The following is a 21,560-nucleotide window of genomic DNA, read 5'->3' as shown; positions in this document are numbered from 1 at the left end:
GATGCGCAGTATTACGGTAGCTCTGGGTGAACGGTCTTATCCTATTTATATCGGCAGCGGACTGCTGCAGAATATTGGTGAACGCTGCATAGAAGCCGGTTTCCCGCAGCGCAGTCCGCTGCTGGTTGTCACGGACAGTGAAGTGGCTCCGCGGTATCTGGATCAGGTGGAGGCATCCCTGCGCGGCAGCGGATATACGGTAGTCAGCCATGTAATTCAGGCAGGTGAAGCTTCCAAATCTCTGGCCGTCTATGAAGAGGTCATTACGACAGCCATTCAGGGCGGGCTGGACCGCAGCTCTGCAGTGCTGGCGCTTGGCGGGGGGGTTGTAGGGGATCTGGCCGGATTCGTCGCCGCCTCTTATATGCGGGGAATCGGATTCATGCAGATTCCTACCACGATCCTCGCCCACGACAGCAGTGTAGGCGGCAAGGTTGGAGTCAACCATCCGCTGGCCAAGAATATGCTTGGCGCCTTCTACCAGCCGTCCATGGTGCTGTACGATCTGGACACCCTTGCTACACTTCCTCCACGCCAAGTTGCTTCGGGACTGGCTGAGGTTGTGAAACATGGTCTGATCTTTGACAAAGAGTTCGCGTACTGGTGCCGTGAACATGCCGGAGAGCTGCTTGCCCTGGAACCGGAGGCTCTGGGGTACGCACTGGAACGCGGCTGTGCGATCAAGGCTGACGTTGTTTGCAATGATGAGACGGAGCAGGGGCAGCGTGCGATTCTGAACCTGGGGCATACCATTGGACATGCTATTGAAGCAGTAGGCGGCTACGGCGTATTTCTTCATGGTGAGGCTATTGCCATTGGAATGGCCGGATCAGCCCTGCTGGCCGCGAAGCTGGGCCGGGACAGAGCGATCTATGAAGATACGGTATCTATGCTCACCGCATTGTCTCTGCCGGTCAGACTGCCGGCGGAATACGGCGAGGATGAGCTGATGGAAGCCATGATGCATGACAAGAAGTTCAAGGAAGGCAGAATGACCTTTATCGTACCGGACGACATCGGCGCTGTCAGTATTGTGGGCGATGTGCAGGCAAGTGATGTACGCCGGGTTATCGCCCAGCTCAAGAAGGAGGAAAGCCCATGGTGAACCGGGGGATACGCGGTGCAACAACCGTAACGAAGAATGAGGAAACCGAAATTTTGCGCGAGACTGTTGTGCTGCTGAGGGAAATTGTTGAGCGCAACGATGTTATCGCCGAGGATATCTGCAGTGTGTGGATCACGATGACCGCAGATCTGGACGCCACCTTTCCGGCGCGTGCCATCCGTGAGATTGAAGGCTGGGAAATGGTACCGCTGATGTGTTCGGTGGAGATTCCGGTCAAAGGCAGCCTGCCACAATGCATCCGCCTGATGGTTCAGGTTAATACGGATAAATCACAGCGGGACATCCGCCATGTGTATCTGAATGAAGCCCAGCGGCTTCGTCCGGATCTCTCACAGGGCAAGTAATAAATTACATATGCGGGGTTGTCATTAACCGCCGTCATCATGTATAGTGTAGTTAGCCGAGTGAAGCAGAGTATAGTTTAGTTAAGATGAGTATAGTTGAGCAGAGTGCAGGACTTTTTTTGAAGAGCAGACCATTGATTATCAGCGTTCTTTTTTTGGCATACCCGTATAGAGTTTGTGCAGCAGCTGCCCATACGCTATAAGTGTATCCTTTGAGGGGATGATCTGTACTCGATTTGGTTTTTGCCGGTCCTAGGCGCTTATTCACATACTTGCTAACACAAACCTCTACTCCGGTAGAGGTTTTTCTGTATTTCGGACATTACCTATAGAATCCCAGGAGGTTAGCCAAGTGACGAATCCGAGCATTGAAGAAGTAGTGTCGCTGTCGCGGAAGTATAATCTGATCCCGGTAGTGAAGAGGCTGCTGGCAGATATGGAAACACCCATCCGCTTGTTCCAGCGTTTTGCGGAGCAGGATCGTGCATTCCTGCTGGAGAGTGTAGAAGGCGGCAGCCAATGGGCGCGTTATTCCTTTATCGGCAGTGATCCGTTCCTGATGATTTCAGGCAAAAAAGGCCTAATCCACGTTGAAGTCGGCGGTGAAAAAAAACAGCTGTTTGGCAAACCTGTCGAGGAGCTTAAGGCGCTGCTCCGCTCTTACCGCAGTCCCAAGCTGGATGGGATGCCGCCGTTTACGGGCGGTGCTATCGGATTCTTCGGCTACGATCTGTTGCAGTATTACGAGAAGCTGTCAGCGCATGCCGTAGATGACCTGAATATGGACGATATCCGCTTCATGTTCTGTGACCGCATCATCGTCTTCGATCATGTGAAGCAGCAGATTCTGCTGGTAGGCAATCTGCATATCAAGGATGGCGATACCGATTCCGAGATTCGCGCAGGTTACGAGGAACTAAGCCGCCGCCTGGAGAACATGGCTGAAGAGCTGCAAAAGGAAGGACCGAAGGAGAACGTCAACCGCCGCAGCATCCCGCAGGACATTGAGCTGGGTGAGATTCACTCCAATCTGACCAAGGAACAATACATCAGCAATGTGGAGCAGGCCAAAGAGTACATTCGCGCCGGTGATATCTTCCAAGTGGTGCTGTCCCAGCGGCTGCATATAGAAACCGAAGTATCTCCGCTGCATGTGTACCGCATGCTGCGGACGCTGAATCCTTCACCTTATATGTATTATCTGAAAATGGACGAAGAGATCATCGTAGGCACTTCACCGGAAGCGCTGGTTAAGGTGGATAGTAGCGGACGGGTCGAGACCCGCCCGATTGCCGGAACCCGGCCGCGCGGAGAGACAGAGGCGCAGGACCGCCAGCTCGCCGCTGAACTGCTGGAGGATGAGAAGGAACGCGCGGAGCATCTGATGCTCGTTGATCTGGGCCGTAATGACCTGGGCCGTGTGTCGAAGTTCGGCACGGTGAAATGCGACTCGTTCATGGAGATCGAGAAATACTCGCATGTGATGCATATCGTCTCGAACGTGTCCGGGACGCTGGCAGACGATAAAGATTTCTTCGATGCCTTCCTCTCCTGCCTCCCGGCAGGGACTGTATCGGGGGCACCGAAGCTGCGGGCGATGGAGATCATTGCCGAACTGGAAAAGGAAGCACGCGGCGCTTATGCCGGCGCCATCGGTTATCTCGGCTTCTCCGGGAATATGGATTCCTGCATAACCATTCGCACAATTATTTTCCGCAAAGGCCGGGCTTATGTACAGGCTGGAGCCGGAATTGTCTGGGACTCGGTTCCGGAGAAGGAATATGAAGAGACCCTGAATAAGGCCAAGGGCATGCTGAAGGCGATCCGGATGGCCGAAGCCATGTTCCCCGCTGAGGTGAAGGAGAAACAGGTTATCAACCAGGACTATATGTACGAGTATACCCCGTGAGCCGGGGATAAGCAGAGATGAGCTAAGACGAGCAGAGAATGCTCCATACTATTTTTGGCGTATGCTCCGGATCCGGTTTTGTAAGAAGCTGATTCAGGAAGTCCGCCTACAAAACTCTTAGGAGGGAATCAATATGGAAGCAAGCCAGTTAATACAATCAGGAATTGCCGGATTAATTGAAGGAAAGGATCTTACCCGCACGCAGGCACGGGAGGTAATGGGGACCATTATGGAGGGGGCGGCAACACACGCGCAGATCGGTGCACTGCTCACAGCGCTGCGTATTAAGGGTGAAACGGTAGAGGAAATCACCGGGTTCGCGGAAGCGATGCGCGGTTTCGGGACACCGGTACTTACGGAACGTAGCCAGCTGCTCGATACCTGCGGCACCGGAGGCTCCGGTATTCATAAGTTTAATATCTCCACCGCCTCGGCAATCATCTCGTCTGCCGCTTCTGTAAGAGTTGCGAAGCACGGCAACCGTTCGGCTTCCGGCAGAGCAGGCAGCGCCGACGTACTCGAGGCTCTCGGCGTCAATATTCATCTGAATGCGGAGCAGGCCCGGCAATGTCTGGACAGCATCGGAATCTGCTTCCTGTTCGCACAAATCTACCATCCGTCAATGAAGCATGCTGCTGCTCCCCGCCGTGAGCTGGGTGTGCGTACTGTATTCAATATGCTTGGCCCGCTGACGAATCCGGCAGGAGCTGACCGGCAGCTCATGGGCATCTATGACCGCAACAAAACGGAGACTGTGGCCAAAGTGCTGGGCGAGCTGGGCTCCAAGCGGGCAATGATTGTCAGCAGTCTGGACGGTCTGGATGAAATCAGCATCTCGGCGCCGACCCAGGTCTCCGAGCTGAGAAATGGTGTGGTCACAACCTACGAGGTTACACCACAGGAGCTCGGGCTGAGCCAGCATCCGCTGGAGGATGTGCTCGGAGGTGATGCGGCCGAGAACGCGGCAATTATCACTACAGTACTGGAAGGTCAAATCAATCCATACCGTGATATCGTATTAGCGAATGCCGGGGCATGCATCTATGTTGCCGGTCTTGCAGATACACTGCGGGAAGGCGTAGACCGGGCAAGAGAGGTAGTGGATTCAGGAGCAGCACTGCGCAAGCTGGAACAGTTAAAAGCCATGACGAAGGAGCTTGATTATGTATCTTGACCGGATTGTTGCCACCAAAGTGAAAGAGGTGGAGGCGTTAAATAAGACATTTTCATTGGAAGAGGCTGAACGGGCTATCGCTGCTCTGCCTGCAACGAGAGGCTTCCGCGCTGCGCTGACCGGGCGGCGGAACCGGGACATGGGGCTGATCGCCGAGGTGAAGAAGGCTTCGCCTTCCAAAGGCCTGATCCGTGCCGATTTTGATCCGGTTGAGATTGCTAAAGGCTATGCGGCAGGAGGCGCGGACTGCCTGTCGGTGCTTACGGACCGGGAATATTTTCAGGGCAGCGGATCGTATCTGCAGCAGGTAAGGGCAGCGGTGGAGCTTCCTCTGCTGCGCAAAGATTTCATCATTGATGAGAAGCAGATCTACGAAGCGCGCCTGCTGGGAGCAGATGCTATTCTGCTCATTGCCGCTATTCTGACATCTGAACAGCTGAGCGCATTCACCGATACCGCTGCAGCGCTTGGCCTCGATATTCTGATTGAAGTACATGACCGCACCGAACTGGAAATGGTGCTGGCCACCGGCAAGGCTGTTCATCCCGGCGTGTTGCTTGGCATCAACAACCGGAATCTGAAGACCTTTGAGACCGCGCTTTCTGCCACAGCCGAGCTTGCGGCACTGCTTCCGGAGGGACTGCCGGTCATCAGTGAGAGCGGGATTACCGGTCCGGAGGACATCGCATTCTTAAGCAAGACCCGGGCTACCGGCGTGCTGGTAGGAGAATATCTGATGCGCCAGCCGGATGTAGAGCAGGCAGTAAATCAGCTGCTCGGACCGCTTCCTGCAGGGAAGGACCGTGCGCTGCATGGCTGACACAATCGTAAAAATCTGTGGACTTCAGGACGTTGAAGTGCTAAAATCTATGAAGAGTTTGCCTCTGGATTATATCGGATTGGTATTTGCCCCGAGCCGCCGCAGAGTGACTGCTGGAGCTGCTGCCGAGCTTGTTGCAGAGCTGAAGGAGTGGAATACTGGGACAGCACCCCGCGCTGCGGGAGTCTTCGTCAATCCGCAGCTTACTGAGCTGACTGAGCTGCTCAGAACAGTACCGCTGGATGTCGTGCAGCTGCATGGGCAAGAGAGTCCGCTGTTCTGCAGTGAGGTCAAGCAGGCTTTTCCGCAGATTCAAGTATGGAAAGCACTTTCTGTGGCGGGCCATGCCCCTGATGCCGGAACCGGCATTCATGCTCTCCTGGAGAGCTACAGCGGCACAATCGATGCGCTGCTCCTGGATACCTATGACCCGCAGGGCAGCGGAGGCTCCGGACGTACGTTTGACTGGAAACAGATTCCGCTATATCAACAGGCGGCGGAGGAGGTCGCACTGCCTTTATTTATAGCCGGAGGACTGCACCCGGACAATGTGAACGAGCTGCTGGACGGCTACGCGCCATATGGCGTGGATGTATCCAGCGGAGTGGAGAGTAACGGCCTTAAGGATATCGCAAAAATGACAGCTTTCGTGGAAAGGGTGAAGCAATCATGATACAAGTACCGGACAAGAACGGACGTTTTGGTTCTTTTGGAGGCCGCTTCGTTCCTGAAACCTTGATGAATGCACTGATTGAGCTGGAGGAGGCCTACCGTAAATTCTCGGCAGACCCGGCATTTCAGGAGGAAATAGATTACCTGCTTAAGCAGTATTCCGGACGTGAGACCCCGCTGTATTATGCAGAGCGGCTTAGCAGACATCTGGGTGAGGCGAAGATCTATCTGAAGCGTGAGGACCTGAATCATACAGGTGCGCACAAGATCAACAACGCTATCGGACAAGGCATTCTGGCCAAAATGATGGGTAAAACCAAGGTGATTGCCGAAACAGGAGCCGGCCAGCACGGCGTGGCTACCGCTACAGTTGCAGCCTTGCTTGGTATGGAATGTAAGGTATTCATGGGCGAAGAGGATACCCGCCGCCAGGCACTGAACGTCTTCCGTATGAAGCTGCTTGGTGCAGAGGTAATTCCTGTAACCTCCGGGTCAAGAACCCTGAAGGACGCCGGTAATGAGGCACTGCGCTACTGGGTGAGCAACGTTGAGGATACCTTCTATATCCTTGGCTCTGCCGTAGGCCCGCATCCCTATCCGATGATGGTCCGTAATTTCCAGCGGATTATCGGGGATGAGACCCGCCGCCAGATTCTGGAGGCAGAAGGACGCTTGCCGGATCTGCTGGTTGCCGCGGTAGGCGGAGGCAGTAATGCCATCGGCATGTTCTATCCTTTTATGGAGGATGAGCAGGTTGGTATGATTGGTGTTGAAGCTGCCGGCAAGGGAATTGATACTCCGTTCCATGCAGCAACTATGAGTAAGGGAAGCCACGGCGTCTTCCAGGGCTCGCTCAGCTACCTGCTGCAGGATGAGCACGGACAGGTGACCGAAGCCCATTCCATTTCGGCCGGACTGGATTATCCCGGTGTCGGACCCGAACACTCCTATCTGAAGGATATTCACCGCGCACAGTATGTGCCGGTTACGGATGACGAGGCGCTGGATGCACTGAAGCTGCTCTGTCAGACGGAAGGCATCATTCCTGCCCTCGAATCTGCCCATGCGATTGCCCACGTGGTGAAGCTCGGCAAGACACTGACCAAGGATGATATTGTAGTCATCTGCCTGTCCGGACGCGGCGACAAAGACGTGGAATCGATCATGGCCTATACGGAAGGGGCGGGGAAATAATGACTACCGAAACTACAAACCGGATGGATCTGACCTTCAAAAAGCTGCGGGCAGAGGGCCGGGCAGCCCTGATTCCTTTTCTTACCGTAGGCGATCCCGATCTTGAGACTACGCTGGATATTATCGCTGAGCTGGAGGCGGCCGGTGCAGATATTCTGGAGCTTGGCGTTCCCTACTCTGACCCGCTTGCCGACGGTCCGGTCATTCAGCGGGCTTCCTCCAGAGCCCTGCGCAGCAATATTCATCTCCGCACCTGCATGGAGACAGCCCTTAAGGCACGTCAGGCCGGCAGCCAGCTGCCGTTCATCCTGTTCACCTACTATAATCCGGTGATGCAGATGGGGCTGGATACTTTCTTCGCAGAGCTGGACGCCCATGAGATCAGTGGACTGATCATTCCCGATCTGCCTGTTGAAGAGTCGGAGGACATGCGTGAGCGCAGCCATGCAGCCGGAGTGAATCTGATTCCGCTGGTAGCCCCGACTTCCAGTGAACGGATCGCGCGGATTGTTTCCGGCGCCAGCGGGTTCGTCTACTGCGTATCTTCGCTTGGTGTAACCGGCGAACGGTCTACTTTTCATACCGGGGTGGATGACTTCATTCAATCCGTCCGCCGCTCTACAGACCTCCCGATCGCTGTAGGATTCGGGATATCGACTGGAGAACAAGTGTCCAGGTTTGCCAAAATTTGCGATGGTGTAGTAGTCGGCAGTGCGATTGTCCGCAAGGTGGAGGATGTTATTCCTCTGCTGGCCCAGCCGGAGACAAGAAGTGCAGGGCTGTTGCAAATTCGTGAATTTGTGGCACAATTAAGACCATAACGGTCTGCATACTGACCTGATACTAGTCTATTACTTCTAGAGAGCGAGGATGGGCCATGAACCCGAAACCTAATATCGTCGACCTCCCTGTCTACAAGCCGGGGAAACCGATCGAAGAAGTCAAGAAGGAGCTGGGCTTAAGCGATGTTATTAAACTGGCATCCAACGAGAACCCTTACGGGGCAGCACCAAGCGCAAAAGCCGCTATTGTAGCGGAACTGGATAATCTGTATTTATACCCGGACGGTTCCGCTGCCGAGCTGACTGCAGCATTGGCCGAGCATCTGGGAGTAGCAAGTGATAACATTATTTTCGGATGCGGTTCTGACGAGATTATTGCTCTGATCGCACGTGCATTTTTCCTGCCCGGTGACGAGACCATTATGGCGGATCAGACCTTCTCCGTCTATAAGAGCAACGCTGATATAGAGGGTGCTGTATCCATTGAAGTACCTTTGAAGAATGGGACCCATGATCTGGATGCAATGCTGGCGAAGATTACGGACCGGACCAAGGCAATCTGGATCTGCAACCCCAACAATCCGACCGGTACCATTGTGCCGGAGGATGCCCTGATTACTTTCCTGGATGCAGTACCGGCCGGAGTTATGGTAATACTGGATGAGGCATATTACGAATACGTGACCGATCTGAGTTACTCTAACGGCATTAAGCTGCTGGACACCTATCCGAATCTCGTTGTACTCCGTACGTTCTCCAAGATCTACGGTCTTGCTGCACTCCGCATCGGTTACGGCGTGGCCAGCCCGCAGATTATCTCCTTAATCAATAAAGTGCGGGAACCTTTCAATACCACACGCTTAGCCCAGGTAGGGGCTCTGGCTGCACTGGCTGATCAGGAATATGTCCAGCAGTGCCGTACGCTTAACAGTACCGGAATTGTGCAGCTGCAGGCTGAATTCCAGCGTCTAGGCCTTGAGTCCTTCCCGGCTCACGGCAATTTCATCATGGTGGATGTACGCAAGCCGGCCTTTGAGGTCTTCGATGCCCTGCTGCGGCAAGGTATTATCGTGAGAGCAGGCCACCACCGCTACCCGACTTACATCCGGGTTACTGTCGGCTCTGCCGAGCAGAATACAGCCTTCATCGCTGCCTTAGAGAAGGCGCTTGAAGAACAGGGAGTACGCGCATAACCTGTATCAGAAGCAGGATTGACGATATCACAGAAGGCAGGTAGTTCTAAGAACATGACGACAAAAATAGCAATTTTCGGTGTCGGTCTGATCGGCGGCTCACTGGCCCTTTGCTTCAAAGGCAAGGAGGGCCTGACCGTAGTAGGGCATGCCCACCGTCCTGAATCAGCAATCAAATATGTCAGCAGAGGTGTGGTCGATGAGGCTACCCTATCGCTTGAGGAAGCGGCGCTGGGCGCCGATTATATTTTTCTGTGTGTGCCTGTTGGCATGATAGAGGATTATCTTCAGCAGCTGAGCCGCCTGCCGCTGAAGCCGGGCTGTATTATCACCGACGTCGGCAGCACCAAGGCCAGCATTGCAGCCTGCGCAGTCTCCCTTGACCTTCCCGGTGTGCATTTCATCGGCGGCCATCCCATGGCTGGCTCGGAACGCTCGGGTGTAGAGGCAGCCTCCTCATTGCTGTTCGAGAATGCCTATTACGTACTGACGCCTCCGCCCGGTGTTCCGGAGGAAGCTTATTATGCACTGGAATCCTTGCTTCTACATACCAGAGCGCATATTGTCCGGCTTGACCCGGAGCGCCATGATGAGATTGTCGGAGCGATCAGCCACCTGCCGCATATTATCGCGGTAGCCCTGGTTAATCAGATTCATGCCTACCATGATTCAGATTCTTTATACAGCACACTTGCGGCCGGCGGCTTCCGGGATATTACGCGGATTGCCTCGAGCGATCCGATTATCTGGCGTGATATCCTGCTCAATAACCGCTCGGTTATGCTGCGTCTGCTCAAGGACTGGAATGACGAGGTTTCTTCATTCATTCATCTGCTGGAGCAGGGGGATGGTGCGGGAATCGAGTCGGCCTTCCATGAGGCGAATGAGTTCCGCAGCCAGTTGCCTGAGCGCCGCAAAGGAATGATTGTCCCGTTGTTCGACCTTCATATTGATGTCCCCGATCATCCCGGGATTATCGGACGCATCACCACAGAGCTTGGCGACCAGGGCATCAACCTTAGCAACGTGCAGATTATTGAGAGCCGGGAGGATGTTCCCGGGATCATGCGCCTGTCGTTCCGCCAGGAGCATGATATGGAGCGGGCCAAGGTTGTATTGCAGCAGAATGATTATACGGTATATGTGTAGCGAAGAGCCGGGGAGTGGTTCCCCGGCTTTTTTTAATGTAAGAATTTATTTGCTGCGCATGATTACTTGTCCTTCTATTTCTCGCTGAAAAGCACCGTCCTTTAAAGGACGGCATAGCCGTTTCCACTTGATAGCAAACTGTCAGGCCAGCCACCCCTCCCCAGATCCATATATCCTGAAACGGACTGAGATTCCTATATTCCTAAAATATACTGTAATACACTTTTCAGGTCAATTAAGCGATTCTGAGTCCGATTAACCGGCAAATTCGCTGATTTTACTCAAATAACGGATTCTCAGTCGCCTCACTGACGGGCAGGTTATGAAAGGTTGCGGTCACTCTCAACGGTCAATGACGCAGAGCGGAAGATTTCGCGGAGCGTATCTGTGTCGTTACGGACTGCGTTTCGGATGATTAGGTTAGGGGAGTATAATGCGCCTATAAATTATCCAATTGTTCGTAAAAATGGACAAAAAAAGACCGCTTACATAATAAGCGGTTACAGTTCACAATGTATTGGAACCGTGCAGTGTTTGGATAGGAGTGGAGAGAAACCATACTGTACTTTTATTATATGTATACGGTTACATTCTGTCAACCCCTTTCTCAAACATTAATAATACCGCTTTCAATATTCGACTTCCCGCTGAATCTAAAAGTCTATTAATGTCATCCTGTTAGAATGTATGCTATACTGGGTTAAGTATGTTTATAGATTTCTTCCAAGTATAGGGAGCCATATGCCTATCTGAACAGTATTAGAAATTTGTAAAGATGCGAATTTCTTTCTGTATTTACATACAGTATGCCTTAATTAACGGCTGGTTGAATATACATAGGAAGTATTTCATTTATTTGTACGAATTTGTAGCAATGCCGCAACTTTTTCTTACCTGACCGGTATAAGTAGGTACGGACCGGACGGGATTAATCGTGCAAGGGCGAGGAGGGCCGAACTCACCATGACGGATTCCCAGTTGATCCAGCTTATCAAGCAAGGAGATACAGAATTATACTCGGAATTGATGCGACGTTATCAACGCAAAATATTGGCGTTTGTGTATCATATGCTTAAGAACTCCCATATGGAGCTGATTGCCGAAGACCTTTGTTCTGAGACCTTCTACAAGGCTTTCCGGAGTCTTCATTCGTTCCGTGAAGTGGATGCTTCTTTCTCTACTTGGCTGTACACTATTGCCCGTAATACGGTGCTGAGTGAGCTGCGCAAGAACCGTGCCGGAAATGTATCGCTTGAAGAGAGCGGTTATACTCCTGTGGCACCGCTTGACGTTGCCCCGGAACAGGCGGCATTACGTAAAGAACGGATGAATCTGGTCCGTGAAGCCATTAACAATCTCCCGGAGAAGCAGCGTTCTGCGCTCATTCTGCGTGAATATGATCAGATGGATTATCAGGAAATTGCAGTGATTCTGGATCAGAGTGTCAGCTCCGTGAAATCACTATTGTTCCGCGCCAGGAGCAGTGTGAAGCTCCAGCTCGAATCCTATTTCTATGAGCCTGAATTTGAAGAGCAGGCTGAGAGGGTGTAAGGCCAATGAATTGCAGGGAAGCGCAGGATTCCATTCCGCTCTTGTGGGACGCTCCCCCCACAGATCCCAGACGGATTAGACTTGAGAAACATATCGCGGCTTGTTCCTATTGCAGTGCCGAATGGGCGTTGTGGCAGGAGACAAGTGAGCTTATGCAGGACTCAAGGTTTGAAGTCAGTGATGAACGTGCAGAAGCGATTAACCTTAAGGTTATGGAGCGGATCTATCTGGAAAGTCCCTGGCTTATGCCTGGGGACGGTAAGTCTGCGGGCAGCTCCGCTGTTTTCCGCCGTAGGCTGAGCCTGTGGATTGCCTGTTTTCTGGCAGTGTTTATCTCCAGCTTTTTATATTTCACCATGTTCAAAACACCCTCGAATACTACTGCAGCCCAGAGCGGAATTGTAGAAACAGGTGTGGCAGGACTGACATTGGATTGGTCATCTTCTTATCCGGTCGAGTCAGAAGGCGGTATTATTGAACCGCTTGTTGCCAATATGGGCCCCTCCCACCCGCAATACTGGATGGTGTTATCGACGCTGGGTGTCGGGTTGTCTATATTCCTGCTGGTGCGCCTGAACCGTTACCGCAGACAATGAAAGCCCCTTTACTTAAATAGTGAAGAGGGCTTTTTCGTATCCGGATATGAGCTTCAAGTGAGGAATAGACCTGTAATTTTGTTAAAAAAGAAGACATTTGTTTTCATTCGTGTTACATTATTAAGCAAACATAAATGGAAGGGAAAGGTGATAGGCAATGCTGATCGGCTTAATACGCCACGGGCTGACGGATTGGAACGCGGAAGGTAAGATTCAGGGACAAAGTGACATTCCGCTTAACGACGAAGGCCGCAGGCAGGCTGAGATGCTGGGTGACCGGCTTCTGCAGGAGCCCTACCACTGGGACTATTGCATTACGAGCAGTCTTTCCCGCGCAGCTGAGACAGGAAAGATCGTTGCCGCTAAGCTGGGAATTCCTTTGCTGGAACCTGATCATCGGATCCGCGAGCGCGCTTATGGCCAGGTAGAAGGAATGACGGCTGCAGCCCGTGAAGCTAAATGGGGTAAGGATTGGAATCAGTTAACATTGGGGCAGGAGAGCGATGCGGCGCTTCAGGTACGCGGGCTTGCTTTTCTTGAGGATCTCTCGGCCCGTTATCCGGATCAGAATGTACTGGTCATCTCTCATGGAGGGTTTCTTGCACAACTGTACACCGCATTATATAAAGACAAGTATTCTGAACGTCTCGGTAACCTCTCCCTGACGATTTTGGAGAAAATCGAGCAGGAATGGAATCCGGTATTGTACAACTGTACCCGTCATATCTTGCAGAATCAGCGTTAACCCGGCCCTCGGGTTATTTTTTTTGAGTAATAAGGAATAAAAAGGGCTATATTTCCCATAATGGTAGTAAAACGGTGAGGCGATAAAAGATGAATCTGGCGGATATGCTCACTTACGCAGACATTGGTCAGCTTACCGCCATTGCGGGACGCTATGAATGTGAGTGCAAACGGAATTCCAAACATGATTTGATTCAGAGTATTCTCATTACCTTGGGCAGCCGTGAGTTTATGGAGTCTCATATCCGGGGCTGTACTCCGGAGGAACTGCGGTTCCTGAACACTTTGCTATTTGATGAGCGCAGCCACTTCAGTCTGGAAGATCTTCTTGCCGCCGCAAGGCAGGCATGTTTTGACACACCCTCCGGTAAAGGCGGCAGCTATCGCGATATGGTCAGCAGGTTCAAAAATGGCGGCTGGCTCTTTACCGGTGCATCGCAGCAGAGCAGGTATCTGTTTCAGGTCCCGCTGGATCTGAAGATCCGCTTCCGCGACAGGATGGGGGAGCACCTGAAGGAAGGGATTACTCCAAGTCCTGAACCGGCAATGTACCGGGGCGAGGGCGATCTGCTGGCGGGCGATCTGCTGCTCTTCCTGCGCTATGTTAAGGATAACGAGCCTGAACTTGGGCAGGAGGGGGCGCTGTATAAACGCAATCAGCAGGGAGTGATGAATGCCTTACAAATTGCTGAGCCCCTGCTGGGCAAAGGCGGGTGGAGATTCGGCTACGGAAGGGCCTGTGAGCACTATCCGCCGAGATTTGCCCTGCTGTATGATTATGCCCGCCACCGCCGCTGGATCTCGGAAGAGGGCTACCGTCTGAAGCTCACAACGTCAGGGGAGCAATTCCTGGAGGAAGGGAAATCGGAAAAGCTGATGCAGTTATTCTCCTTTTGGTTAAGACTGTATAAAGGCGCAATTCCTAACCTGCCATCGCTAGTCTATTGGATCAGTCTTAGTGCAAGCAGATGGGTTACCGTGGCTTCGCTATCCGAAGGGTTGGGCTGGCTGATTAAGCCGTTCTATTATGATGATGCCGGCGCCATACTCGAACAACGTATTCTGCGGATGATGCTGCATCTGGGTATGATCAGACTCGGTGAAGGTGCCGAAGGGCCGGTGGTTATGATGACGCCCTGGGGAAGTGAAGCGGCCGTACCGAAGCTGCTGCTTAAGTAAGGGGGAGAGAGATGCGGATAGCTTATGGGAATTACATACCGCAGCTTGATGAATCAGTCTATGTGGCGGAAGGCGCTAAGCTCGTTGGCGATGTAAGAATGGGGAAACAATCCAGTATCTGGTTCAATGCTGTGCTTAGAGGAGATTTGGCTCCGGTACTAATCGGAGAGCGCTGCAATATTCAAGATGGTACGGTGGGTCATGTGGCTGAGGGTTTACCGCTGATTCTGGGTGATGATATATCGGTCGGCCATTCCGCGATTATCCACGGCTGCCGGATAGGCAAAGGCACATTAATCGGAATGGGAGCAATTGTATTGAACGGAGCAGAGATTGGTGAATATGCTTTAATAGGAGCCGGCTCCATTGTAACCGAAAACAAAATCATTCCGCCGTACACGCTCTCCTTAGGCACCCCAGCCAAAGTGATCCGTGAGTTGACGCAGCAGGATCTGCTGAGGATGGCACTTACTAGTGAAAGCTATGTGAAGAAGGCATTGGAATACGGAAACTCTTAAACAGCGGAGGTGTATCGAATGGACAAAATGAAGGCTACTTATGAAGTGATGCTGGGGCTTGCTGCAGAAATGGTTTGGGATGAAGCGTTAAGAAAGCGTCGTACCGACATCTTGTACCGGAAGATTGACACGGCGCTGGCTGCCGGAGATGAGGCAGCTTTCCGGAATCTGACTGAAGAACTGAAAAGTTTGGCATAAGGAAATGCGCCTGGCGCATTTCTTTTTTTACATTTATGATGTTCTAAATGCTGCATAAGCGGCAAGAAGGGGGCGAGCCGATGAAATTCAGTGATTTTGACCGTGAGACTTGGGAAGCGGGTGGACATTTCTACGATACCTGTGTAATCCCGTATACAGGACTTCAAGGGACAGAGACACCTCCCGAGACCGTTGCAGCGCTGGAGCGTCAGCGTGATTTCCTCGATTTAGTCGAGAAGCCTTTTCAAGGGCGTGTGGTAACGTATCCGGCGGTACAGTATGCAGGAGCAGAAAGTATAGCTTTACTTAACGATCTTTGCCAAAAAGTCAAATCCATTGGTTTCCAATATGTTATTGTGTCTTCTGCGAATGAAGTGCTTTTAACACAAGAGGTTTATGAAAGCGATTTACTCCTTTGCCTGCCTGAATTGAAGAGGAATTCGGATACTCCTGTGAGCTCCCGTATACGGGATGAAATCCAGAGATTATGGTTAAATAGATAATGAGTTAAATGTGACGAAAAATCAACAATTATTATGAAATCAGCCACAAATGCCTGTCACAATTTAGACAATATTCTTGACGGGTTTTGGAGCCTAAGCTATGATTAGGTTGAACTTATATGTCATGTGATTTTTTTCATTGAAAACGAATTAATTACCATAATTGTCTTTCAACGGACTCTGCAGGTGCCTTCTCAAATTTTGAAAAGGGGGTTACACACAGTATGAGCAGCCTTAATGAAGAACAGGAACCGCTTCCGCAAGAACAGCCCCAACGGAAGGATATATCGCGTAGACAGTTTTTGGCCTATACCCTAGGCGGTGCCACCGCTTTTATGGGAGCCGGGGCCATTCTGCCGATGATTCGTTTTGCTGTAGACCCGATATTACATAAAAAAGGCGAAGGAGACTTTATCAAGGTAGCGGAAACGTCCAAGATTACCGATGTGCCACAGGAGTTCACCTTTGAACTGCCGCAGCAGGACGGATGGTATGCCAGTACAGCAATGCTGACGGCGTGGATCCGTAAAGATGAGAGCGGACAAATTTATGCGCTTTCACCGGTATGCAAGCACCTTGGCTGTACGGTAGGCTGGAACAATGATAAGGCTTTTCCGGATGAATATCACTGTCCTTGCCACGGAGCGCGTTATACGAAACTGGGCAAGAATCTGGCAGTAGCCCCGAAGCCGCTTGACCAGTACACCACCAAGATTGACGGCGGCTGGGTGTATCTGGGCGACATCGTTCCAAATACTGAAGCTAAGAAGGAGGCGTGAATCCAATGTTTAAAAATGTCTATAACTGGATTGACGAACGTCTGGATATTACGCCGATCTGGAGAGATGTTGCCGACCACGAGGTTCCCGAGCATGTCAATCCTGCCCATCACTTCTCAGCCTTTGTCTATTGCTTCGGTGGACTTACTTTTTTCATAACCGTCATTCAGATTCTGTCAGGCATGTTTCTGACAATGTATTATGTACCCGATATCATAAATGCCTATGCTAGTGTGGAGTATCTTCAGACCAAAGTCGCCTTCGGCCAGATTGTCCGGGGGATGCATCACTGGGGAGCGAGTCTGGTCATTGTCATGATGTTTCTTCATACGATGCGTGTGTTCTTCACCGGCTCCTATAAGGCTCCGCGCGAGATGAACTGGGTGGTCGGGATGCTGATCTTCTTCGTTATGCTTGGGCTGGGATTAACCGGCTACCTGCTGCCTTGGGATAACAAGGCGTACTTTGCAACCAAGGTTACCCTGGAGATCGCGAACTCTGTTCCGGTTATGGGGCCGGTGCTGAAGGAACTGATGCAAGGGGGGACGATTGTAGGCGCCGAGACGCTGACCCGCTTCTTCGCCCTCCATGTATTCTTCCTCCCGGCGGTCCTGCTTATACTGCTTGTGGGACACTTCATTATGATCCGCAGACAAGGAATTTCCGGCCCATTGTAACTTAGGCTCACCAAAACTTAAGAGTATGCTTCCGAAGCGGGTTTTGTACGAAGCGGTTCGAGAAGCAGAGGCTCACAAAACTTTTAGGAGGAACGGTCATGGCGCATAAAGACGACTCCAAAGAGAAGGTGGTATTCGTAGGGGATTCCCGGGTCCGCAGGGGCAACGGGTTCATTACTCCGCCTGACTATTCGGCCTATCCGGGCAAGTCTGAGGCTTTTATACCTAACTTTCTGCTTAAGGAATGGATGGTTGGCGTAGTAGTGCTGGTGGGTATTCTGGTTCTGACGATATCGGAGCCGGCTCCGCTTGGATTTCCCGCAAATGCCACAGCAACAGTAATTCCTATCCCGGACTGGTACTTTCTGTTTCTCTATCAGTATCTCAAGCTGCCCTATGCATCGGGAGATTATATCGTGCTGGGAACGCTTGGCGTGACCGGTGTGGCGTTTGGATCACTGCTCCTGGCCCCTTTTCTGGATACGGGCCGTGAGCGCCGGTTCTACCGCAGACCGATTGCTTCCTCCCTTATGTTCCTGTCCCTGGCGGCCATTGTGTACCTCACCAATACCGCCTGGACGGAATACAAGCACGAAATGGCGGAGACAGGACAGATTCCGGAGGATGTGCAGCGTGAGGAGAAAGCGGCCGAAAACAGGGCGGCTGGCTTGCCTACCACAACTGTCGTCCAGACAAAGGACATTGCCATTGTGGACAAGGATGATCCGGCGATGGCACTCTATAAGCAAGCCAGCTGTGTATCCTGCCACGCGGTAGATATGAAGGGTACCGGAGGGCCGCCTTCACTGCGCGGGGTCGGGGATAAGCATGATAAGGCAGCGATTCTTACTATTATTAAAGAAGGCAAAGGACAAATGCCTCCGATGTACGAGACCGCGATGGGAGCGGGGCTGTCCGAGCAGGATATTGATGATCTGGCCGGCTGGCTTGCCAAACAAAAAAGCGAACAGTAAAATAAAATTAACGCAAACCTGATCGTGCATGCGGTCAGGTTTTTGCTTTTTTTAGATTGAGGCTGCTTACAGTCGGGAGGAAGTTGTCTATATGCCGGTTCATTGGTTTGACAGATTATTCAGGGACAGAAGGATCATTTGGCTACTGTTCATCGTGAATCTTCTGGGTACGGTTTACGGATACATGTGGTATGGCAATCAGCTGGCGTTTACCGCTGATAATTATCCGCACTGGCTGCTTCCTTTTGTTCCGGACAGTCCTACAGCCAGCCTGTTCTTTACCGCTGCATTACTGCTGCTGCTGTATCCGCCTAAGGGGCTTACCGGAACTTTGGTACGCCAGCTGATCGAGGCGCTGGCTGTAGTCACATCGGTGAAATATGGCATCTGGGCGGTCAGTATGATTGTTGCCGGCGGTTATCAAGGGGATACGGTCACCTGGAAAGACTGGATGCTGATGATATCCCATACCGGGATGGCAGTTGAAGCGTTAATCTATGCCCGTTTCTTCTCGTTCCGCAGAATGCTGCCCATTGCGCTGTTATGGACTTTCGCGAATGATATGATCGATTATTCAGAGGGCGTATTTCCGTGGCTGCCTTCAGTGCTTGATGATGATATCAGCGCCGTTCAGTATTTCACTATGGGTCTTACCTTGTTCAGCACAGCTGCGGCGTGGTTATCCGGCGGCAGAACAAGGCGTCCGGCTCTTCCCGCCAAATCTGCTGACAGGCATTGACAGGCTGTTCTAACTCTTGTCCCTCCGCCATACATTAAGGTGGGAGGGATGTCACATGCCGCGCAGGAGAAGGTTCATACTGTCAGGGATTGTGCTGTGCTGGCTGCTGGCCGGAGTGAATGGAGGAAGAGTTCTGGCCGAAGCAGAAGCAGCGGCTGCCGGTGCGAATTCAGGAACTGAAGCATACATAGAGGCAACAGGAGTCACCGTCAGTGATCCCGCTGCCCTCACCGGCAGAAGCGGGGCACAGCGGCTGGAGCAGGCAGCGGATGCCTTATATGCTTATGTGCTTGAAGGCGATGTGGTCAAGGCAAGGCAGGAGAGTGAGGAGATCTCGCAGATTTTTATCTCTTCTTCCTTCGAAGGGTTGACATCGGTAGAGGGAATCCATGCGCTCTCTACAGTAATTATGGACATGAAGTCTGCAGTGGCTGCTGTAGAGACTTCTCCCCAGCGGTGGGAAGCTGCCGCAGCTAGGCTCCGGCTCGCCGCGAACAGTCTGAATCACCCCCGGCAGCCCATGTGGCTGCAGTATTACAAGCTGGTCCGCGAGGATCTGAATAATATGGAGCAAGGCGCTGCCGCTAACGATCTGAAGAGCTGGAAGGACGCTCTGGCCAGACTGCAGAGCCGGTACGATAATATCCGGCCTGCGGTGATCATCTCCCGGCCGCCGGAGGCCGTCAATGCGTTTGATTCCTGGATCTCGTATGCCCAGGGAATCGCCACCTCCGCGCAGCCGGTGGAACGGGCCCGGCTGCTGGAGATTGTGTCTTACGGGCAGGATGCAGCCCGGGTCATGTTTGGCAAAGAGCGCGATGAGCCGGCCTTGTCGCTACCGCTCGCCCCGCAGCCGTACGGGGCTTGGGGACTGCTGGCAGGTGCGTTCATCCTTACCGTGCTGGCCTATGCCGCTTACCGCAAGTACCGGGGCCAGAACGGGGATTGGAAGGCTGTGTAGCTGGGAGGGAACTATCCGCTGAAGCTGGAGTACTTCCCCTCAGGCATATGAATCCTCAATACTCACAAAAGCTCCCTTCCCGCTTAGGCGGATGAAGGGAGCTTTTTGAGTACAATGCTGCTGACTGAACCTAAGTATCTTAAGTTTGCACGGTACAAACCAATTGTTGTAAGTATTACAACTTGGATATGTAAATACAGGAGTATTCAGGAGGATTATTGTATGGAATACAACAATTCCACTGCTAAGCTGCTTGAAGGAAGCGGATTGCTATCTTTTATTCAACAATTCTGGGTATTAACCAAGATCATGAGGCAAATGTGGTACTGTGGGCAGTATTTCATGTTATAAGCTTCCCCTCAGCCTGTCAGGTCTCCCGGAAGCCCTCGCCATGTACATCATGGACATCGCTGATAATGACGAAGGCCTTAGGGTCAACAGACTTAACCAGCAGGCTGAGCCGGCGGATTTCCTGTCTGGAAACAACGCAGTACACCATGTGTTTGGCCTGTTTGGAATAGGCTCCAATCGCCGGGATTAATGTGACGCCGCGTTCCATCTCTGCGGTAATCAGCTCGGCTATCTGCGGAGCATCATCACTGATGATGGTGAACGCTTTGGCGGCATAAGCGCCCTCTTGAATGAAATCAATGACACGTGAAGCAATAAAGACGGCGACTAGGGTGTACAATATTTTTTCGCGGGGGATATAGAGCAGGGATGCGCCAATAATGATCACATCGACTGCCAGGATAATCTGTCCCATACTCCAGCCGAACTTGCGTCCGAGGATCCGCGCTACAATATCTACCCCGCCGGTGGTGCCGCCGAAACGGAAGACAATCCCCAGTCCCAACCCCAGTGTTACCCCGGCATATAATGAAGCAAGAATAAAATCATGCTCCGTACTGAACGTTACAATCCAGCCTGCATTAATCATTCGTTCGAACAGCCAGAGGAAAAAGGACAGGGCGCCGATACCCACGCCTGTGTAGACGATCTGATTCGCCCCCAGCACCTTCCAGCCAAGCAGGAAGAGCGGGAGATTCAGCAGCAGTGTGGTCAAAAAGATCGGTATGCTAAAAGCATAGTTGAGCAGGATGGTAATCCCTGTAACGCCGCCTTCCATCAGCTGATTGGGTACAATGAAGTACAGAAGTCCAAAGGCGTAGATTGCAGCTCCCAGCATGATTGGGGCAATGGTTTTGCTGATGGTGCTGAATTTAATTGATGATTTCATATAATCCCTCGCCTATGCCTCTAATGGGCAGTTTATAGGTATTTACTCTCACGGATACAGCTGCAAATTCACGAAGACTTTCAAAAAAGATTTGTCTTCAAAACGTCTTTACGATAACATAGGGGCAAACAGATGGCAAGAACATACGGGGGGTGAAACAACAATTTATGGAAAAAAGTCTTAGTGATATACAGCGTGAGGTTGATCAGTATATCTCACAATTTAAAGAAGGCTATTTCAGCCCGCTGTCCATGCTGGCCCGGATGTCCGAGGAAGTTGGAGAGCTGGCCCGGGAGGTAAACCATCAGTTTGGCGAGAAACCGAAAAAAGCGAATGAAGCCGATAATTCGATCGAGCTGGAGCTGGGCGACATTCTCTTCATTACCGTTTGTTTCGCCAATTCACTGGGCATAGACCTCACTGAAGCCCATAACAAGGTTATGCATAAGTTCAATACACGCGATGCCGGGCGCTGGACGCTCAAAAACACCGATTAGGCCTTCACTACATATGCTGTACCAAACGAACGGGAATTAGC

Annotated in this window: 24 protein-coding genes; 23 read left to right on the top strand and 1 reads right to left on the bottom strand. The window is 51.9% G+C overall.

Annotated elements, in window-relative coordinates; all coding sequences use genetic code 11:
• Window position 1: 1 nt before the first annotated feature.
• From aroB to R50912_RS20965, 22 genes are all read left to right on the top strand, one after another.
• The gene (gene aroB, locus R50912_RS21070) at window positions 2-1,105 is read left to right on the top strand and encodes a 3-dehydroquinate synthase (RefSeq protein ID WP_042237632.1); all 1,104 of its coding nucleotides are present in this window, start codon (window positions 2-4) and stop codon (window positions 1,103-1,105) included.
• Window positions 1,099-1,470, top strand: a complete 372-nt coding sequence (gene aroH / locus R50912_RS21065; protein ID WP_042138621.1) for a chorismate mutase — start codon at window positions 1,099-1,101, stop codon at window positions 1,468-1,470. Before aroB ends, aroH begins: the two co-directional genes overlap by 7 nt.
• 352 nt (window positions 1,471-1,822) lie before the next feature.
• Window positions 1,823-3,379, top strand: coding sequence for an anthranilate synthase component I (gene trpE, locus R50912_RS21060; RefSeq protein ID WP_042237630.1), 1,557 nt, complete (start codon window positions 1,823-1,825; stop codon window positions 3,377-3,379).
• Between the two features lie 133 nt (window positions 3,380-3,512).
• Window positions 3,513-4,553, top strand: coding sequence for an anthranilate phosphoribosyltransferase (trpD, locus tag R50912_RS21055; RefSeq protein ID WP_039301835.1), 1,041 nt, complete (start codon window positions 3,513-3,515; stop codon window positions 4,551-4,553).
• Window positions 4,543-5,373: an indole-3-glycerol phosphate synthase TrpC gene (gene trpC, locus R50912_RS21050; RefSeq protein WP_042237627.1), complete on the top strand. Its 831-nt coding sequence runs from the start codon at window positions 4,543-4,545 to the stop codon at window positions 5,371-5,373. The genes trpD and trpC overlap by 11 nt, the downstream gene beginning before the upstream one ends.
• Window positions 5,366-6,046 carry a phosphoribosylanthranilate isomerase gene (locus R50912_RS21045; protein WP_042237625.1) on the top strand — a complete coding sequence of 227 codons (681 nt, stop codon included), beginning with the start codon at window positions 5,366-5,368 and terminating at the stop codon, window positions 6,044-6,046. Before trpC ends, R50912_RS21045 begins: the two co-directional genes overlap by 8 nt.
• Window positions 6,043-7,239, top strand: a complete 1,197-nt coding sequence (gene trpB, locus R50912_RS21040) for a tryptophan synthase subunit beta (RefSeq protein WP_042237623.1) — start codon at window positions 6,043-6,045, stop codon at window positions 7,237-7,239. Before R50912_RS21045 ends, trpB begins: the two co-directional genes overlap by 4 nt.
• Window positions 7,239-8,060, top strand: coding sequence for a tryptophan synthase subunit alpha (gene trpA / locus R50912_RS21035; RefSeq protein WP_042237622.1), 822 nt, complete (start codon window positions 7,239-7,241; stop codon window positions 8,058-8,060). Before trpB ends, trpA begins: the two co-directional genes overlap by 1 nt.
• Before the next feature lie 56 nt (window positions 8,061-8,116).
• Window positions 8,117-9,214, top strand: coding sequence for a histidinol-phosphate transaminase (gene hisC / locus R50912_RS21030; RefSeq protein ID WP_042237620.1), 1,098 nt, complete (start codon window positions 8,117-8,119; stop codon window positions 9,212-9,214).
• A 54-nt stretch (window positions 9,215-9,268) separates the two neighbouring features.
• Window positions 9,269-10,363, top strand: a complete 1,095-nt coding sequence (locus R50912_RS21025; RefSeq protein WP_042237619.1) for a prephenate dehydrogenase — start codon at window positions 9,269-9,271, stop codon at window positions 10,361-10,363.
• Between the two features lie 963 nt (window positions 10,364-11,326).
• On the top strand, window positions 11,327-11,914 hold the full coding sequence (locus R50912_RS21020; protein ID WP_042237617.1) for an RNA polymerase sigma factor: 588 nt from the start codon (window positions 11,327-11,329) through the stop codon (window positions 11,912-11,914).
• A 5-nt stretch (window positions 11,915-11,919) separates the two neighbouring features.
• Window positions 11,920-12,510 (top strand): anti-sigma factor family protein, encoded by a 591-nt coding sequence (locus tag R50912_RS21015; RefSeq protein ID WP_042237613.1) that lies wholly within the window; start codon window positions 11,920-11,922, stop codon window positions 12,508-12,510.
• Between the two features lie 157 nt (window positions 12,511-12,667).
• Window positions 12,668-13,255 carry a histidine phosphatase family protein gene (locus R50912_RS21010; protein WP_042237611.1) on the top strand — a complete coding sequence of 196 codons (588 nt, stop codon included), beginning with the start codon at window positions 12,668-12,670 and terminating at the stop codon, window positions 13,253-13,255.
• An 89-nt stretch (window positions 13,256-13,344) separates the two neighbouring features.
• Window positions 13,345-14,433, top strand: coding sequence for a hypothetical protein (locus R50912_RS21005; RefSeq protein ID WP_042237608.1), 1,089 nt, complete (start codon window positions 13,345-13,347; stop codon window positions 14,431-14,433).
• A gap of 11 nt (window positions 14,434-14,444) precedes the next feature.
• The gene (locus R50912_RS21000) at window positions 14,445-14,951 is read left to right on the top strand and encodes a gamma carbonic anhydrase family protein (protein WP_042237606.1); all 507 of its coding nucleotides are present in this window, start codon (window positions 14,445-14,447) and stop codon (window positions 14,949-14,951) included.
• A gap of 18 nt (window positions 14,952-14,969) precedes the next feature.
• Window positions 14,970-15,149 carry an IDEAL domain-containing protein gene (locus R50912_RS20995; protein ID WP_039309877.1) on the top strand — a complete coding sequence of 60 codons (180 nt, stop codon included), beginning with the start codon at window positions 14,970-14,972 and terminating at the stop codon, window positions 15,147-15,149.
• Between the two features lie 80 nt (window positions 15,150-15,229).
• Window positions 15,230-15,652: a DUF2487 family protein gene (locus tag R50912_RS20990; protein ID WP_042237604.1), complete on the top strand. Its 423-nt coding sequence runs from the start codon at window positions 15,230-15,232 to the stop codon at window positions 15,650-15,652.
• 224 nt (window positions 15,653-15,876) lie between these two features.
• A complete protein-coding gene (locus R50912_RS20985; protein ID WP_039309880.1) occupies window positions 15,877-16,431 on the top strand; it encodes a Rieske (2Fe-2S) protein in 555 nt (184 codons plus the stop codon).
• A gap of 5 nt (window positions 16,432-16,436) precedes the next feature.
• Window positions 16,437-17,108, top strand: a complete 672-nt coding sequence (gene qcrB / locus R50912_RS20980; RefSeq protein WP_020427667.1) for a menaquinol-cytochrome c reductase cytochrome b subunit — start codon at window positions 16,437-16,439, stop codon at window positions 17,106-17,108.
• 98 nt (window positions 17,109-17,206) lie between these two features.
• Window positions 17,207-18,082, top strand: a complete 876-nt coding sequence (locus tag R50912_RS20975; protein WP_042138609.1) for a menaquinol-cytochrome c reductase cytochrome b/c subunit — start codon at window positions 17,207-17,209, stop codon at window positions 18,080-18,082.
• Window positions 18,083-18,173: 91 nt separating this feature from the next.
• The gene (locus tag R50912_RS20970) at window positions 18,174-18,821 is read left to right on the top strand and encodes a DUF1405 domain-containing protein (RefSeq protein WP_042237602.1); all 648 of its coding nucleotides are present in this window, start codon (window positions 18,174-18,176) and stop codon (window positions 18,819-18,821) included.
• Between the two features lie 55 nt (window positions 18,822-18,876).
• Window positions 18,877-19,782, top strand: a complete 906-nt coding sequence (locus R50912_RS20965) for a sporulation protein YpjB (protein ID WP_052416584.1) — start codon at window positions 18,877-18,879, stop codon at window positions 19,780-19,782.
• Window positions 19,783-20,149: 367 nt separating this feature from the next.
• Here the strand turns inward: R50912_RS20965 and R50912_RS20960 are convergent, their stop codons facing one another.
• Window positions 20,150-21,022: a YitT family protein gene (locus R50912_RS20960; protein WP_042138607.1), complete on the bottom strand. Its 873-nt coding sequence runs from the start codon at window positions 21,020-21,022 to the stop codon at window positions 20,150-20,152.
• Between the two features lie 167 nt (window positions 21,023-21,189).
• Between R50912_RS20960 and R50912_RS20955 the strand changes: the two genes are divergently transcribed.
• The gene (locus tag R50912_RS20955) at window positions 21,190-21,519 is read left to right on the top strand and encodes a nucleotide pyrophosphohydrolase (RefSeq protein ID WP_042237600.1); all 330 of its coding nucleotides are present in this window, start codon (window positions 21,190-21,192) and stop codon (window positions 21,517-21,519) included.
• Window positions 21,520-21,560: the final 41 nt, after the last annotated feature.

Origin of the sequence: Paenibacillus sp. FSL R5-0912, assembly GCF_000758605.1 — a bacterium.
GTDB lineage: Bacteria > Bacillota > Bacilli > Paenibacillales > Paenibacillaceae > Paenibacillus_AQ.
The sequence above is the reverse complement of the archived record's forward strand: the minus strand, read 5'-3'. Positions and strand labels throughout refer to the sequence as shown.

Coding starts and splice junctions, on each gene's coding strand:
- aroB (WP_042237632.1), top strand. CDS start 2: ATGCGCAGTATTACGGTAGCTCTGGGTGAACGGTCTTATCCTATTTAT.
- aroH (WP_042138621.1), top strand. CDS start 1,099: ATGGTGAACCGGGGGATACGCGGTGCAACAACCGTAACGAAGAATGAG.
- trpD (WP_039301835.1), top strand. CDS start 3,513: ATGGAAGCAAGCCAGTTAATACAATCAGGAATTGCCGGATTAATTGAA.
- trpC (WP_042237627.1), top strand. CDS start 4,543: ATGTATCTTGACCGGATTGTTGCCACCAAAGTGAAAGAGGTGGAGGCG.
- R50912_RS21045 (WP_042237625.1), top strand. CDS start 5,366: ATGGCTGACACAATCGTAAAAATCTGTGGACTTCAGGACGTTGAAGTG.
- trpB (WP_042237623.1), top strand. CDS start 6,043: ATGATACAAGTACCGGACAAGAACGGACGTTTTGGTTCTTTTGGAGGC.
- trpA (WP_042237622.1), top strand. CDS start 7,239: ATGACTACCGAAACTACAAACCGGATGGATCTGACCTTCAAAAAGCTG.
- hisC (WP_042237620.1), top strand. CDS start 8,117: ATGAACCCGAAACCTAATATCGTCGACCTCCCTGTCTACAAGCCGGGG.
- R50912_RS21025 (WP_042237619.1), top strand. CDS start 9,269: ATGACGACAAAAATAGCAATTTTCGGTGTCGGTCTGATCGGCGGCTCA.
- R50912_RS21020 (WP_042237617.1), top strand. CDS start 11,327: ATGACGGATTCCCAGTTGATCCAGCTTATCAAGCAAGGAGATACAGAA.
- R50912_RS21015 (WP_042237613.1), top strand. CDS start 11,920: ATGAATTGCAGGGAAGCGCAGGATTCCATTCCGCTCTTGTGGGACGCT.
- R50912_RS21010 (WP_042237611.1), top strand. CDS start 12,668: ATGCTGATCGGCTTAATACGCCACGGGCTGACGGATTGGAACGCGGAA.
- R50912_RS21005 (WP_042237608.1), top strand. CDS start 13,345: ATGAATCTGGCGGATATGCTCACTTACGCAGACATTGGTCAGCTTACC.
- R50912_RS21000 (WP_042237606.1), top strand. CDS start 14,445: ATGCGGATAGCTTATGGGAATTACATACCGCAGCTTGATGAATCAGTC.
- R50912_RS20995 (WP_039309877.1), top strand. CDS start 14,970: ATGGACAAAATGAAGGCTACTTATGAAGTGATGCTGGGGCTTGCTGCA.
- R50912_RS20990 (WP_042237604.1), top strand. CDS start 15,230: ATGAAATTCAGTGATTTTGACCGTGAGACTTGGGAAGCGGGTGGACAT.
- R50912_RS20985 (WP_039309880.1), top strand. CDS start 15,877: ATGAGCAGCCTTAATGAAGAACAGGAACCGCTTCCGCAAGAACAGCCC.
- qcrB (WP_020427667.1), top strand. CDS start 16,437: ATGTTTAAAAATGTCTATAACTGGATTGACGAACGTCTGGATATTACG.
- R50912_RS20975 (WP_042138609.1), top strand. CDS start 17,207: ATGGCGCATAAAGACGACTCCAAAGAGAAGGTGGTATTCGTAGGGGAT.
- R50912_RS20970 (WP_042237602.1), top strand. CDS start 18,174: ATGCCGGTTCATTGGTTTGACAGATTATTCAGGGACAGAAGGATCATT.
- R50912_RS20965 (WP_052416584.1), top strand. CDS start 18,877: ATGCCGCGCAGGAGAAGGTTCATACTGTCAGGGATTGTGCTGTGCTGG.
- R50912_RS20960 (WP_042138607.1), bottom strand. CDS start 21,022: ATGAAATCATCAATTAAATTCAGCACCATCAGCAAAACCATTGCCCCA.
- R50912_RS20955 (WP_042237600.1), top strand. CDS start 21,190: ATGGAAAAAAGTCTTAGTGATATACAGCGTGAGGTTGATCAGTATATC.